Raw genomic sequence first — 14926 nt, forward strand, 5'->3', positions numbered from 1 at the left:
ATCTGCCCAAACGAAGTCTTATTTAATCATGGCTATTATTAGCCTCGTTTGTGCTTTTCTGATTTTATTGTTTCTTATGTTTAATCTCCCACGCACGGTAGAGCAAAGTCGTGGGGTGGGGGAACTGAAATATCTCAATCAAATGATGATTATTCAGACTCAACAGTTTGAGGATAATCCTACAGATTACACATTACAGATTCTCAAAAACTCTCAGCTTATTTTTAGTTCACAACTTGAAAATGTAAAATCAGTTTATTTTTATAGTCCGGCTTTAAATGAAGTAGATCGACTATGGTTAGAGTCTCAAAGCAATACCACGGAGTCTCAGTTACAAAAAATTCAAGTAGCCCTCAATGAAATTCGCACAGGTTCGACGTGGTTACTGATTTTACTGTCACTCTTATTGTTGATTAGTTTATCGAGCTTCACCTTTGCAGTGATTAGACTTTTTATTTTGAGAAGCCAAGAAGATCGTCTGCGTTTGATGGAGCTAGTGGATAAAGATAAGAAGAATCAAACCGCGATTTATCGGCTTTTAGATGAAATTGGGGATTTAGCTGAAGGCGATTTGACCAAATATGCTGCGGTTTCTGCAGATTTTACGGGGACAATCGCGGATTCAATTAATGTAGCGATAGATCATTTGCGTGATTTGGTGATGAGAATTAATCAGGCTTCTCAACAAGTTACCCAATATATTCATCAAACTCAGCACATGAGTTCACAATTGGCGCAATCTTCAGAGCTGCAAGCTCGTGAAATCCAAAATACATCGCTCGCCATTCATGACATGGCGGACTCAATTGATCACGTTTATGAAAATGCAGCGCAATCTGCAAAAGTTGCTCAGCGCGCTGTACTTATCGCAGCGAAGGGTGGGGAAGTGGTTGAACGATCAATAGATGGAATGGATCAAATACGAGGGCAGATTCAAGAAACATCTAAAAAAATTAAAAGGCTGGGTGAATCTACTCAAGAGATTGGAAACTTTGTTGCAACCATTGAAGACATTGCAGGGCAAACGCATCTGTTGGCTTTAAATGCAGCCATTCAAGCCGCAATGGCAGGCGATGCTGGACGAGGTTTCGCGAGTGTTGCTGATGAGGTGCAGCGTTTAGCTGAACGTTCAACTGCTGCGACCAAACATATTGAGATATTGGTAAAAAATATTCAATTAGATACGCATGAGGCCGTTCGCTCTATGGAGCAAACAACTTCTGAGGTGGTTAAGGGGACTGGACTTGCTCAAGATGCAGGAGCAGCACTTGCAGATATTCAGTTAATTTCAAAACAGTTGGCTCAACTGATTGCGAATATTTCAGCATCCTCAAAAGTTCAGTCAGCTGCTGCGGGTCAAATTGCGAAAACAATGTCGCTTGTGCAAGATGTCACACGAGAAAATCATGCTTCAACCTTAGATACTGCACAATCGATAGCAGAACTCACTCAAATGGCTGATTCTTTAAGGAAATCAGTTGCAAACTTTAAATTACCTGAGTGATTGAGCCATGAAAAATAATAATCCTAATAAAATACAATTATATCTTTCAGAAGCACTCTATCGTGCATATATAGATATGCAGCTTCCTCAGGATGAATCAAATTTTGAAGATGAGGAGCTTATTACCACCTTTGCTGAAGAGCTTAAGGAATTACTTCTAGAAATATCAGAAAATCTTCAAGTCTTATCGAATGATTTAGAACAGGTAAATATTTGGCAAGCATTGCGCCGTAATTTTCATACCTTAAAGGGTTCAGGTCGAATGCTTGGATTCAACTCAGTTTCTGAGCTTGCATGGACCGTTGAGACAATACTGAATATTAGGCTTGATCAGCAACGTTCATGGAGTCAACTGGTCCTTGAGTATGTTGAGGTGATCTCTCGTATATATCGCTACATCATTGTGCCTAGTTTAACAGTGAAACAAGCGATTCAATTAGATGTTAAACCTCTATTGCTTTTAGGTCGGCAATTAGAACATTCAAATATCATAGATCAATCATTGCATCCTTTGTTGGCGATCAACGCTCATCTCACACAGCTAGATCTAGATTTCAGGATTGAATGTCATTGTTTGAATGACTCAAATTCACTCTCAGCAACAGCCACAATTGAGAATACTCAAATATGGGATAACGAGGTTCTGCAAAGTTTTTATGCTGAAGCTTCAGAACAATTGAAATCCCTGCAAGATATGTTGGATAAATCCAATCAACAATTTCAGGTGGATACGCTTGCACGTGTTGTCCATTCTCTCAGGGGGAGTTCTGCAATTGTTGGACTTGAGAAAACTGAAGTATTGAGTCAGTCATTCGAAAAAATAATACAACGTAATCCATTTCTTGATACCAACAATAAAGAATTGCAAGCGCTCACAACACAGTATATTGATTTAATCCAGTATTACTTAGAAAGCTTGCAAACAACAGGTGACAACGTAACGAGACAACAACAGTTTCAGGCATTAGAGCATACTTTTTTAATCGCATTGAGAGACTTCTCAGAACAGATTACACAGAACGATCCAAATCTTGATCCGCAAGAGTTACTCAAGAAAATTGTAGATTTGGGTGTAGAAGATGTTTTCCTTATCGATACCTTTGTACAAGATGGTATTTCTAACCTATTTAGCTCTACACGTACTACTGAACGTTCGAGCTTACTGAGTCAACAACTCAGTTCAATTGCTAAAATTGCCATTAAAGTTGATTTTGATCTCCTTCAAAAAATTTCAGAAATTTTGAGTTCAATTCACTTCAACATTGCAAGAGAACCGAATTCAATTGCCTACTCAAATGTCCACCGAGTTTTACAACAAGGGCATGAAAAACTCTTAGAAATATTTGATGAACTCGCTATAGGTCAATTTGCTCAAAATAATGAAGCTTCTCAGCAGCTATTAGGTGATTTAAAACAACTTAATCATGAATACTTCAGCTTTTCCAATCAATCAAATTGCATTTCCACTATAGAGCAGGAGAGCGAAGTATCTGCTCGCTCCTTAGATGAAACAATTCTGACATTACTCAATATAGATTACGCACTCAAAGATTCAGCGAAAGCAAAACAGGGCTTAGATCGCGAAGTAAGTGGTTTTTTTGTCGAGGAAGCGGAAGAAATCTTGTCTCAAATCGAAGACTTGTTCAATACATGGTTAGAGTATCAAGAAGAGGCTACGTGTATCCAAAAAATTATGCGGCAATTGCACACGTTGAAAGGTGGTGCATACATGTTGCAAGCAGATTACTTTGCAAATCTAATCCATGAGCTTGAATCTTTATATCTTCAACTCATTTCAGAGCAACAAATTGATATAAAAAGTTTCATTATTTTGATTAAAGCCTTACAGCAGGATTTGGTACGGCGTGTCAATATCATTAAAGTTGAGTCTGTCGATTATCCGGTGGAGCAGGCATCAAGGCTTATTCAGAGTTTAATTGAGCTTGGATATTTAAATCTTAAGGGTAGTGACTCGAAGCTGAACTTAGTACATTCGATGCAAAATGATATCACTCACCACATGTCTTCGGATTTTAGTATTCATTCAACTTTATCAGCGGACCTTGAAACCAATTTAAGTGATTTAGTCACTACGCATAATAATTCATCAAAGTTTGACTCTTCTTCCATTCAGCAAAACTCACATCAGAATGAACCATCTAACGCTAATGAGAGTGTTTTACCGCCTCCAATGAGTGGTAATTTGCAAAAGTTTGTTCAATCTGCCGTAGCGAACGAGACACTTTCAGTCTCTACTGCTGTAATTGAAGCAACCCTTAATTTGATTGGGGAGGATTTGATTCAACGTTCGCAAGTCGAAGTAGAATTAAAATCATATCGGTCAAATTTGGTAGAAATGGATCAAACCATTCAGCGCCTTACTTCACAATTGAGACGGATGGAAGGGGAATTAGAATCCCAAATTTTATTACAACGTAGATCATATAATTCCGCCGAGCATGGATTTGATCCCTTAGAAATGGATCAATATTCATCACTTAATCAACTCTCAAAATCAATATCAGAGTCAACATCAGACTTGTTAGATATCAGAAACTCTCTGCATGAAAAGCTTCAATCTGCAGAAAGTATATTGATTCAGCAGGCAAGAATACAAAACAACATCCAACACTCGTTGATGCGTACTCGTGTCGTACCATTCAAGACGATACAAATGCGTCTTGAACGCTTATGCAAGCAACTTTCGATGAATCTGAATAAATCTGTTCAGTTACAGATTGAACATGCAGACATCGAATTAGATCGTAGTATTCTTGAAAAGTTGATCACCTCACTTGAGCATATTCTGCGTAATGCGATTGATCACGGAATTGAGTCAGTAGAACAGCGGTTGAAATTAAATAAACCTGAACAAGCAGTCATGCAACTGACATTGGTGAATCATCACAATGAGCTGAGTATTTTGATCAAGGATGATGGTCGAGGAATTGATTCACAAGAGATTAAGCAAAAAGCTGTTGAATTTGGTTGGCTCAATACTGAACGGGAATATTCTGAAACTGAACTATTACAATTGATTTTTAGACCAGGCTTTACCACTGCTGCAAAATTAACAACGGTTTCAGGACGTGGTGTCGGTTTAGATGTCGTAAAAAGTGAAATACAGGCACTGGGTGGGCATGTTCATGTTACTTCGGAAAGAGGACAAGGAACTTGTTTTGAAATCAGAATTCCTAAATCTTCAATTATTACTGAAGCGTTGATGGTAAAAGTTGCGCATCAATTCTTTGCCTTACCGTTACATCAAATACAACGTGTTGAAATGATTGATAGACATGATTTAAATCTCGCGAAGCAACAGAGTCAGTTGTTGAGGGTGCATGAAGCAAGTTATCAATTAAACGATTTGGCTGACTTCGTGTTGTTAAATCAAAATATAAAAAGAAACTCACCATATTCAGAAACCCAAAAAGTTCCAGTGATTTTGGTGAATATGCACCAGTCTCAACCTGTGGCTTTATTCGTTGATGAAGTCTTAGGAACTAATTCACAAATTATTGTGAAACAGACTGGGAGGCTGATCCATAAAATTGATTATCTCAGCGGTGTAACCATTATGGGTAGTGGGGAAATTTGCCCAATTTTAAATGTAAATCGTGTGGTTCAATATCTCACTCAGCAGGATTGGTCTATACATCTAGAGTCGAAGGCCTCTAATTTAGAGCATGACAATGAAGCACCTACGATTTTAGTGGTTGATGATTCGGTCACAGTTCGAAAAGTGACATCTAAACTACTTGAGCGTTATGGTTACCAGATTGTCGCAGCTACAGATGGCATTGAAGCACTTGAATATTTACAGCATTCAACACCTGCCTTAATGTTAATTGATGTTGAAATGCCAAGAATGGATGGTTTTGAAGTGATGCAATGGCTGAGAAATCAACCACATTTGCATAACTTACCTGTGGTTATGATCACTTCACGGGTGGGGGATAAGCATAAACAACATGCTCTTGAACTTGGTGTATCGGCTTATATGGGTAAACCTTTCCAAGAAGCAGTGTTGATTGAGCAGATCAATCAGCTTTTAAAACAGGATTGAAGTATTTTAAGCGAATTAAAAAAGGATGCATTCGCATCCTTTTTTATATTTCATTGCTCTTAAATTTTAATGTTATGCCAATAGCTCAATTAAGATTTTTTCATAAATTTCAGCCAAAGGTTCCAAATGTGCAATTTCAACATGCTCATTAATCTGGTGGATCGTGGCATTAAGTACTCCCAGTTCGAGTACCTGAGCTCCAGTTGGTGCGATAAAGCGGCCATCTGATGTACCACCACTGGTTGATAATTCTGTTGTCGTACCAGTCACATCCAAAATCGCTTTTTTGGCAGCATTGACGAGCTCTCCAACAGGGGTAAGGAATGGTAAACCTGATAATGTCCACTCGATATCATACTCAACGCCGTGGCGATCTAAAATTTCATGTGTACGTGCTTTTAATTCATCAGCAGTAACTTCTGTAGAATAACGGAAGTTAAATAATAAGTTCATCGTGCCAGGCACAACATTGGTTGCACCCGTTCCAGCAGAAATATTCGAGATTTGGAAAGACGTTGCGGGGAAATACTCATTGCCTTGATCCCATTCTGTCTCACATAATTCAGCAATTGCTTTTGAGGCTGTATGAATTGGGTTAATTGCCAAATGTGGATAGGCCACATGCCCTTGCTTACCTTTCACGGTTAAATTGGCATTGAGAGACCCACGACGGCCATTTTTAACAATGTCACCTAAAGTATTCGTACTTGACGGTTCACCGACCAAACACCATGTCATTTTTTCTTGGCGTGCTTCTAAAGTTTCTACAACTTTCACTGTTCCATTGATAGATGGACCTTCTTCATCTGAAGTGATCAAAAAAGCAATCGAACCTTTGTGGTCTGGATGCTTGGCAACGAAACGTTCAGAGGCAATTACCATGGCTGCCAACGCCGTTTTCATATCTGCACTACCACGCCCGTATAACTTTCCATCTCTAATTTCTGGGGCGAATGGATCGGAGTTCCACGCTTCTAGATTGCCTGTAGGAACAACATCAGTATGACCCGCAAAACAAAACACAGGTGATTCAGTGCCGCGACGAGCCCATAAGTTATCTACATCTTCAAAACGCATATTTTCAATGTTAAAACCAATCTTTGATAATCGATCAGCCATAATATTTTGACAGTTATGATCGACTGGAGTCACTGAAGGTTGGCGAAGTAATTGTAAGCTTAAATCGAGTGTTGCAGATTGGGTCATGGAAAGAAATCGAATTGGTCAAAGTCGAACTATCATAAAGTATGTTGAATTTGATGCAAAATATTAATCATTGAAGGGAATCAAATTTAAATAAAAAAAGCCCTATTAAAAAATAGGGCTTTTAGCTTCAACTTCGAATTAGTTGTTACGAATTTCGTTTGAAGTTTTTTCAGCAGTATTTGTTACAGTTTCCCCAGCTTTTGAAACGTCTTGTCCAAAACCTTTGAATGTATTACAACCAGTTAATACAAATGCAACTACGAATGAAGCGGCTAATACTTTTTTCATCATTATCTCCAATGATTGTAAATTATTTTGATGCTTAATCAGAATAAAAATTAATCATTTAGAAGAATATGAGAGTTTTATTATCAGAATGTTATTAATTGTATTCGATACATTTTTTTATTACACGAACTACACGTAAGGGAGCTTTAAAGCTGGTTGACGGTACATATAAAACTGATTTGTTTGTACATTGTGATAAAGCCCATTGCTCCACCAATGTGCTTCATTTGAAGTCTGACTTGCATTCGGACAAATCCATTCCTGTCTTTCCAGTCGATAAAAAGATGATCGTAATTGATGTCCCCATGTGCCTATACGACGATGTGGGCTGACCCAGTTAGGTAAGGTTTGAAGTTCGGTATGATACGGAAAGTAGAGTTGACCTTTCATCACCGCAATTTTTCGATCAATTTTATAAGTATTGGCTTGAGTAAATTGAAATTGCTTTTGCGTAAAATGATTGAGCTTTCTAAATAGAGTGTCGCTTCGATTTAATCCGTACCAATGTTGAAGTTGAAAGTCTTGTTCTGCTAAATAAAATTTCAGTGCAACTTCCCATTGTTCAATTTCTTGGGTGTGATGATTTAATATCACAAAGTCAATTTCACCCAAAGTATGGCGGCCGTCAATGATTTGAACACTGTGATCTAACAGCGAAAAATCAGCTTGATCGCGTTGATCATCTTGCAGCCAAAACCACATTAAATATTCAAAGCGCAAACCTAGACGCGTACTTTTAAGTTGCTGAATAAAATCAATCAGCTCTTGTGGGTTTTGATCTAGATCATGCAGTCTGGAGATATATTTTTCGTACTGAGTTTGCCAAAATTGTTCATGGTGCAATTCAAAAGGATGAACGATCGTTAATTCTTTAGGCGCAAAACGAATAATATTAGGACTTGCGATGACAAAAGCCAGTTGACGTACAATTGTATGATGAAAGTTCTGCCATGGCTCATAAAAATCAGATTGCACCGTTTCTCCAACTAGAATTCAAAACTGAAAATAAATTTACAATCAGACACTACCACAAAAGCATATATACTAGTGAGATTCAACTGAATGAGTTGCGGTATGAAAATCGTGTTTTGGCGGAGCTTAGTCATTATTTTTGTGACTCTAGGTTTTATTGGTGCGCTATTGCCAGGATTGCCAACCACAGTCTTTTTAATTCTTGCCGCATGGGCTGCTTCAAAAGGTTGGCCACAGGTTGATGATTGGCTACTCAATCATCCTAAATATGGACCAACACTGCGAAATTGGCGTGAGCATGGCACGGTTCCACGCAAAGCAAAATGGCTCGCCTCGATGATGATGTTGATCAGCGGTATTCTTATGCTTTATACCAATGCTCCTGATTTAGTAAAAATTTTTACGAATCTCACCATGCTAATTGTCGCGATTTGGTTGTGGTTAAGACCTGAATCAAAAAATATTGTTTAAATAAATGATTAAAAATAATTTAACGCTGAGTTTTGTATGAACCCAAATCTTGAAAGTTATACCCTAAGTCAGGCGGATATCCTGATTGATATGGCGAAACAAGTTCTATATGTACCATGTATGAAAAAAAGCTATTTGGTGTCTACTGGATTGAACGGTATAGGTGAACAGGAAAATTCAGGTAAAACCCCAAGAGGATGGCATCGCATTGAACAAAAAATTGGCGATGACCACCCAATCAATGCTGTTTTTAAAGCACGTCTTTGGACTGGGGAGATCTATGATGTGGAACTTGGCAAGCAATTTCCAGAACGTGACTGGATTCTAACGCGAATTCTTTGGTTAGCAGGTTTAGAACCTGGTTTTAATCAAGGGGAGGGTTGTGATACCTATAATCGATATATCTATATTCATGGTACGCCAGAGTCAGAACCTTTAGGCATTCCTAAATCACATGGATGTATTCGAATGCACAGTGCAGATGTCATTGAGCTATTTGATACATTTGACGAAGGTGCTTTAGTCTATATTTCAGAACAAGAGATCGAATTGGATCAAATTTAAATCAGAATCGTAAAATGTGTTGTGATAAAAACTTTGAATAAAAATAAAAACATATATCTAATCAGGCAAATAATAGACAAAAAAGCGATTTTTTAAGAGAAATGATCTATTTTTTAATCATTCAAACTGAAAAACTGAGAAACCTGTAGAAAAGCGTTTGACAGTATCTGAGGATTCTCTATAATGCACCACACAAACGATGAAGTCGTAAAGGGCGCTTAGCTCAGTTGGTAGAGCGTCTGCCTTACAAGCAGAATGTCGGCGGTTCGATCCCGTCAGCGCCCACCAAGCCTTTACGTTAAGTTTTAGTGCAGCGGTAGTTCAGTTGGTTAGAATATCGGCCTGTCACGCCGAGGGTCGCGGGTTCGAGTCCCGTCCGCTGCGCCACTATTAAACTTAATAGATTGTTTGTACTTTAATAGAGATATTACATAAGTGCAGCGGTAGTTCAGTTGGTTAGAATATCGGCCTGTCACGCCGAGGGTCGCGGGTTCGAGTCCCGTCCGCTGCGCCACTTTATGTAATGACCTTATTAAGGGCGCTTAGCTCAGTTGGTAGAGCGTCTGCCTTACAAGCAGAATGTCGGCGGTTCGATCCCGTCAGCGCCCACCAGATTTTTTGTGATGCAGCGGTAGTTCAGTTGGTTAGAATATCGGCCTGTCACGCCGAGGGTCGCGGGTTCGAGTCCCGTCCGCTGCGCCATCCTAAAAATCAAAGCCTAATAAGGGCGCTTAGCTCAGTTGGTAGAGCGTCTGCCTTACAAGCAGAATGTCGGCGGTTCGATCCCGTCAGCGCCCACCATATTCAAGCTGAAAAGCTTATATGACCCTAATTGCGTAAGCAGTTACCGTTGCAGCGGTAGTTCAGTTGGTTAGAATATCGGCCTGTCACGCCGAGGGTCGCGGGTTCGAGTCCCGTCCGCTGCGCCATTTTCTAGATCCCTTGTCTAGATATGATGGTTTCAATCAGCTCAGCAAGATTTCTTTCTTGCATCTTAAAAATAGCGATGCTATTTTTATTCCTCAAGGGCGCTTAGCTCAGTTGGTAGAGCGTCTGCCTTACAAGCAGAATGTCGGCGGTTCGATCCCGTCAGCGCCCACCATATTCTTTCTATAAAAAGTCTTTTAAGTTTCTATAATTTATATAAAATATGATGAATTCATGTTTATAATAGAATTATGAGAAATCCATACCAGCGTAAGCCTTCAAGTACCTCTATTGCCTCTACAGTTGTCTCTCCAAAAGAACAATACCAACAATTTATGGAAACAATTGTCGCTCAGGCTAAAGTTTATAGTTTATATAATGATGGCTGGGCATTGTGCTCCACTCCATCTGGTCAGCGCACGCTTGCTGTTTGGCAAAGTAAAGGTATGGCACAATTATTGGTTCGTGATAAGTGGGAAAAATATCATGTGGAGGAAATCCAACTGATACCATTTATTGAACAAGTTGTTCCTTATATTCGACAACACAATACTCATTTGTCACTTAACTTGATGCCAGAAGGTCAAAATGTTTTGGTATCGGGGCGACAATTTCTAATTGACCTAAAAGCTTATCTATACCAGTTATCGATCGATCAACCTGAAAAATTAAATAGAGAAGGGGTTCCTTCTCCTCGAAAAATCCGAATACATGATAAATAAAAAATTTAGTATTCTTTTAAGATCCAGCCACTAATATAAGCAAAATATTCTCTAAGCCATGCGTTATATCGTGTGGTTAAAGGAGTTTCAGCACTGACTGATGTGATTTGGGTATAACCTTGAAATCGGGCAACTGCTGCAGCACGTGGGGTATGAAAATCACTGGTGACAACCACAATATGACTATCTTGGTTTAAGCCTATTCTGTTTAGAAGCGGAACACTGTTTTTTAGATTGAGTTCGGTGTTGGTGCTTTGACTTTCTTCAACTATACGCTGTGGGTGAATACGATACTTGTCGATCAAATATGCTTTCATCACTGCAGCTTCAGTAATTTTCTGATCAAAACCTAAACCGCCAGTTACAATAATAGAACTACTGGAATATTGAGCGGCGATCGTTGCACCTTGGTCTAATCGAGCCTGAAGCGTTGGGGAGGGTTGGTTATTGATTAAACCACTACCCAAAATAATAATCGCATCAGGTGGTGTATTCATGATGGGGGAAAGATTTGATTTAGCTAAAAAATTAAAAAAAATAGCCAAGCTGATTAACCAGATGGAAAAAATTGTCCATCCCATTTTCCAAAACAAGTTAAAGTTAGAATGATTCAAACGGTAGAGTTGGATTTTCTTATTAAAAAACAGACATACAATAATCATTATGCCAATAAATGCTGGAAGTACAGTACCCAAATGAATTTTATTTTGACTCATTAAAATGATTCCATCGATTAATAGTATCAATGCTATTAACCAAGCGAAAAATTTTAAAATCCTTATATACATTCGATGTCATCACTAGTGGGAAATGAGAAAAAGTATATCGCATAAAAAAACCGAGCAGATTAAATAAAAATCGTGCTCGGTTTTGATCATAATAACCGTGTTAGTAAACGTCTCTACGGTAGCGACCAGCTTGTCTTAATTCATCTACAGTAGTTTCACCTAAGATTTCAATTAAAGCTAGATCAACATCGCTTGCCATACCATTGATACTGCCGCACACATAGATGACAGCACCTTGATGAATCCATTTAACGACTTCATCCGCATTTTGACGCAGAATATGGTGTACATAGACTTTTTCTGGTTGGTCTCGAGAGAACGCAAGATCAATACGCTTTAACATCGCTGTATTTTGCCAAGCTTCGATTGTTTCTTTATAAAAGAAATCATGTTCGCGTTGGCGTTCACCGAAGATGAGCCAGTTGTCAGTGTAGTCCAAACGTACGCGAGCTGAAATTAAGCTCATTAGCCCTGCGATTCCTGTCCCGTTACCGATACAGATAATCGGTCGATTATCATCAATTAAATGGAATGATTCATTGGTTCGAATACGAAGTTGTACCTGAGCACCAACCGTAACATGATGTGTTAACCAGCCTGAGCCTAAGCCGAGTTGCTGCTGTTCATCACGTTGTTGACGTACCACCAAGCGCATCATGCCTTGAGTTGGAATACTTGCGATCGAATATTCACGAGTAGGTAAATTTTCAAGCTGCTCAACGAGTTCCTCAGCTGTAGCAAATGGCTGAATCTCGCTATTTAAATTTTTATTCCACAGGCTTTCAACTAAGGTTTGACCTGTAGTTGCGAGAACTAAAGCCTCATCTAAGTTGTGCTGTTGTAAAAATGCTTGAATACGTTCAATGCTATTGCCGGGTTGAATTTCCGCAATATCTCCAGCTTGCCAGATCGCGTCGTGATCAGACTCAAGCTCTAAATTATAAGCTGGTTGACCCAAACTGTTTGGATTAAGCAGTGTACGTTTTTGAAGTTTCCATTGATCAAAGACTTTATCAATAGATAGTGTTGCTAATTCCAATTGAGCAGCTTGTGCGAGTGCATCTGTCCAATTTTGAATATCGTGATTATTGGCATTGTCCACTTCAATCACATTAAAGAGGGGAGTTGCACCAGATGCATTGAACCAGTCATAAATACGATGACCAAAACTACAATAAGTGTCAGGATATTCACGTGAACCAAGTGCCATAACTGCGAATTGAGCATGACTTAGATTCAGTGGATGAGACATCAATTTCTTTTCAAAGCTTGCAGCTAAGTCTGGAGCTTCACCTGTACCGTAAGTACTCGCGACCACTAGAATTTGAGATGCTGTTTGTAGCTCATTAGTGGTCAGGCTTTGCACTGATTTAACAGTGACGGGTTGGCGTGCTGCTTGCAGAATTGAAGCTGTACGCCAAGCCAATTGCTCGGATACACCAGTTTGACTTGCATAAGCGATGAGCCAAGGTTTGGCATTTGGATCAACATCAACCACTGCTAAATTTTGCTTCGCTTCACGGGTCAATTTTTTTTGCTTGCGGCGTTTGAGGTAGAGCATCCAACCCGTCACAAAGAATAACGGCATAGCGAGTGCAGCTAACATCGCGAAGAACTGGTAAATAGGACCAAAGAAGCTGCCACGGTGTACAGGTAACATGCTGCTCATGATTTTTTCATTGAGTTTTTTGTCTTCGTACAATTCAACATCTTTCAATTGATTCGTATTTAAGTCGACAGTCGCTTTGTTACGAGCACGTTCATGTTGCGGAACAGGATCAACGAAACTCAGTTCTAATTCACCGTTTGCACGTTTAGGAATGGTGAAGGTTACGGAAGAAAATTGATTTTTAAACTGTTGATTAAAAGTAGACCAAGATTGGTTGAGCGCAAAGTGAATCTGTTCTGTTTGGAGTGATTTACGCTCTTCACGTCCTTCACGTTGAGCATTTGGTCCAGCATTTGAACCAGGACCTCCCGCTTGCATTTGGGGTTGCGGGCGCTCAACACCAAGCACTTTAAACATGCCGTTGCGCCACCAGTCATATGACCAATATAAACCTGTGCAAGCCAACATGAGATAGAAAATGGCCACCCATGTTCCAATGACTGCGTGTAAATCCCAAATAAAGTTTCGACCTTTTAATTTGGGTTTAACTGAAAACCATTGTTTGAAACTGTGTTTTTTCGGCCAACGTAGATATAAGCCACTGAGGACAAAGAAAATAAGAATCAGTGTACATGCACCGGTAATTTGTTTTCCAACTGGTCCGACTGTCAAGTTACGATGTAGTTGTTGTACGAATGCGAAGAATTTTCGACCTTTAATTTCAGGTAGTAATTCAGCACTGTAGGGATTGATCATCATGGTCAAACCACGACGTTCGCCTTCTTTCGCAACATTGATACTCGATGAGTCAGTAGGTTGAGCAGCAATTGTAATGCTATTGATTTTAAGATCAGGATGCTCCTGCTGGAAATATTGATAAATTTCAGCTGGTGTTAATTTTGGGTGTTGTTCAGCAACAACTGTATAACTTTCCTGATTGATCAGCTTGATAATTTGCTGCTCATAAGAATATATCGCCCCAGTGACACCCATAAGTGCCAAAATAAGGCCTGCTGTTATTCCGAAAAACCAGTGTAACTGGAAAAATATTTTCTTGAACATAAGGGTCTGAGTGAATTGGAATTTTTGAATGGTGCGATTATAACCTAACTCAAAAAAAGTGGAATGTATTTGAAGATAATATTTATTCTCATTCTCATATAAAAAATTGTGATAAAAAAACCTCCAAAGTTGGAGGTTTTAATATAAAGCCGTATTTACAGTGATTTTGGCTCACCAACGCTTTCTTTGAGATGTTTACGGATGGTCTCGAAAGAGAAATTTTTGCTGTTCATTCGTTTTGGCAAGATATAAGCGCCTTGCTGACCTTTAACTTTAAAGTTCACCAAAATGAAATCTGGCGTGTTATACCACTCATAGATATCTTTCCAACCAATTGAACCTACACCTTCTTGTAGTCCCATTTTTTGACGCATCACGATACCATGAGGCTGAACACCTAATTTAATTCCAGTAATTTCTTGTACTGGAAACTCATTCATTTTACGTTTAGCGTACCATTCTAGTCCAAACTTTCGCACTAAAAAGTATGTCAGCACACAGACTAAAGCCACCCAGCAAAATACAGTAGAGTAATTTTTAATAAAAATTAGACCCAAAATTGCAAGCGCAGTAATTGCACCCATAATAGCCCAAGCTTTAGTTCCAATTTTATTTGTGCTGCGCCAGATTGCGAGTTGCGCATGGCGTTGTTCAGCTTCAGTAACCTCGTAAGGAACGGGTTGTAAAGTGTAGGCGTATAAGTTTTTTGCAGTCATAGTTTCGTTAACAAAATGTGTATATCTGAGC

The 14926-nt window shown here is 39.1% G+C and carries 10 protein-coding genes, 8 tRNA genes and 1 pseudogene; 13 read left to right on the forward strand and 6 right to left on the reverse strand.

The genetic code is table 11. The features are described from left to right. Positions 1–379 precede the first annotated feature (379 nt). A pseudogene (locus AC1M9K_RS09055) lies at positions 380–1504 on the forward strand (methyl-accepting chemotaxis protein); the annotation flags it as partial. A 7-nt stretch (positions 1505–1511) separates the two neighbouring features. After that, entirely contained in the window at positions 1512–5570 is a 4059-nt protein-coding gene (locus AC1M9K_RS09060) for a hybrid sensor histidine kinase/response regulator (RefSeq protein WP_481589087.1), read from the forward strand. 72 nt (positions 5571–5642) lie between these two features. On the opposite strand, the gene dapE is transcribed toward AC1M9K_RS09060, so the two are convergent. From dapE to AC1M9K_RS09075, 3 genes are all read right to left on the reverse strand, one after another. Further along, positions 5643–6776, reverse strand: coding sequence for a succinyl-diaminopimelate desuccinylase (dapE, locus tag AC1M9K_RS09065; RefSeq protein WP_035269063.1), 1134 nt, complete (start codon positions 6774–6776; stop codon positions 5643–5645). Between the two features lie 138 nt (positions 6777–6914). Then, positions 6915–7067, reverse strand: coding sequence for an entericidin A/B family lipoprotein (locus AC1M9K_RS09070; protein WP_092766976.1), 153 nt, complete (start codon positions 7065–7067; stop codon positions 6915–6917). 126 nt (positions 7068–7193) lie between these two features. After that, entirely contained in the window at positions 7194–8039 is an 846-nt protein-coding gene (locus AC1M9K_RS09075) for a DUF1853 family protein (RefSeq protein WP_481589088.1), read from the reverse strand. A gap of 99 nt (positions 8040–8138) precedes the next feature. On the opposite strand from AC1M9K_RS09075, the gene AC1M9K_RS09080 reads away from it, so the two are divergent. The 11 genes from AC1M9K_RS09080 (at position 8139) to AC1M9K_RS09130 (ending at position 10720) form a co-directional block, all read left to right on the forward strand. Beyond that, positions 8139–8507, forward strand: coding sequence for a YbaN family protein (locus tag AC1M9K_RS09080; RefSeq protein ID WP_035269059.1), 369 nt, complete (start codon positions 8139–8141; stop codon positions 8505–8507). Positions 8508–8543: 36 nt separating this feature from the next. Further along, complete coding sequence (gene elsL, locus AC1M9K_RS09085; RefSeq protein WP_481589089.1) at positions 8544–9071, forward strand: cell wall-recycling L,D-carboxypeptidase ElsL; 528 nt, start codon at positions 8544–8546, stop codon at positions 9069–9071. 212 nt (positions 9072–9283) lie between these two features. After that, positions 9284–9359 (forward strand) — tRNA-Val (locus AC1M9K_RS09090). A gap of 22 nt (positions 9360–9381) precedes the next feature. Further along, positions 9382–9458, forward strand: a tRNA-Asp gene (locus AC1M9K_RS09095). A 50-nt stretch (positions 9459–9508) separates the two neighbouring features. Then, positions 9509–9585, forward strand: a tRNA-Asp gene (locus tag AC1M9K_RS09100). A 22-nt stretch (positions 9586–9607) separates the two neighbouring features. Beyond that, positions 9608–9683, forward strand: a tRNA-Val gene (locus tag AC1M9K_RS09105). A gap of 13 nt (positions 9684–9696) precedes the next feature. Then, a tRNA-Asp gene (locus AC1M9K_RS09110) sits at positions 9697–9773 on the forward strand. A gap of 23 nt (positions 9774–9796) precedes the next feature. Next, positions 9797–9872 (forward strand) — tRNA-Val (locus tag AC1M9K_RS09115). Between the two features lie 51 nt (positions 9873–9923). Continuing rightward, positions 9924–10000 (forward strand) — tRNA-Asp (locus AC1M9K_RS09120). 97 nt (positions 10001–10097) lie between these two features. Next, positions 10098–10173 (forward strand) — tRNA-Val (locus AC1M9K_RS09125). Positions 10174–10249: 76 nt separating this feature from the next. Beyond that, on the forward strand, positions 10250–10720 hold the full coding sequence (locus AC1M9K_RS09130; RefSeq protein ID WP_035268330.1) for a DUF2750 domain-containing protein: 471 nt from the start codon (positions 10250–10252) through the stop codon (positions 10718–10720). Between the two features lie 5 nt (positions 10721–10725). Here the strand turns inward: AC1M9K_RS09130 and AC1M9K_RS09135 are convergent, their stop codons facing one another. The 3 genes from AC1M9K_RS09135 to AC1M9K_RS09145 all read right to left on the reverse strand — a co-directional run bounded on the left by AC1M9K_RS09135 (position 10726) and on the right by AC1M9K_RS09145 (position 14895). Further along, a complete protein-coding gene (locus AC1M9K_RS09135) occupies positions 10726–11436 on the reverse strand; it encodes a YdcF family protein (protein ID WP_481589090.1) in 711 nt (236 codons plus the stop codon). 172 nt (positions 11437–11608) lie between these two features. Beyond that, the gene (locus AC1M9K_RS09140; protein ID WP_481589091.1) at positions 11609–14179 is read right to left on the reverse strand and encodes a PepSY domain-containing protein; all 2571 of its coding nucleotides are present in this window, start codon (positions 14177–14179) and stop codon (positions 11609–11611) included. Positions 14180–14334: 155 nt separating this feature from the next. Then, positions 14335–14895 (reverse strand): YcxB family protein, encoded by a 561-nt coding sequence (locus tag AC1M9K_RS09145; protein ID WP_035268336.1) that lies wholly within the window; start codon positions 14893–14895, stop codon positions 14335–14337. Between the last annotated feature and the right edge of the window lie 31 nt (positions 14896–14926).

Source organism: Acinetobacter sp. 24-47-67 (genome assembly GCF_056779735.1).

What these genes read in the sequence shown, in the direction of transcription:
- AC1M9K_RS09140 (WP_481589091.1), bottom strand. Translation starts at nt 14,179, where the DNA reads ATGTTCAAGAAAATATTTTTCCAGTTACACTGGTTTTTCGGAATAACA.
- AC1M9K_RS09135 (WP_481589090.1), bottom strand. Translation starts at nt 11,436, where the DNA reads ATGAGTCAAAATAAAATTCATTTGGGTACTGTACTTCCAGCATTTATT.
- elsL (WP_481589089.1), top strand. Translation starts at nt 8,544, where the DNA reads ATGAACCCAAATCTTGAAAGTTATACCCTAAGTCAGGCGGATATCCTG.
- AC1M9K_RS09060 (WP_481589087.1), top strand. Translation starts at nt 1,512, where the DNA reads ATGAAAAATAATAATCCTAATAAAATACAATTATATCTTTCAGAAGCA.
- AC1M9K_RS09080 (WP_035269059.1), top strand. Translation starts at nt 8,139, where the DNA reads ATGAAAATCGTGTTTTGGCGGAGCTTAGTCATTATTTTTGTGACTCTA.
- AC1M9K_RS09145 (WP_035268336.1), bottom strand. Translation starts at nt 14,895, where the DNA reads ATGACTGCAAAAAACTTATACGCCTACACTTTACAACCCGTTCCTTAC.
- dapE (WP_035269063.1), bottom strand. Translation starts at nt 6,776, where the DNA reads ATGACCCAATCTGCAACACTCGATTTAAGCTTACAATTACTTCGCCAA.
- AC1M9K_RS09130 (WP_035268330.1), top strand. Translation starts at nt 10,250, where the DNA reads ATGAGAAATCCATACCAGCGTAAGCCTTCAAGTACCTCTATTGCCTCT.
- AC1M9K_RS09070 (WP_092766976.1), bottom strand. Translation starts at nt 7,067, where the DNA reads ATGATGAAAAAAGTATTAGCCGCTTCATTCGTAGTTGCATTTGTATTA.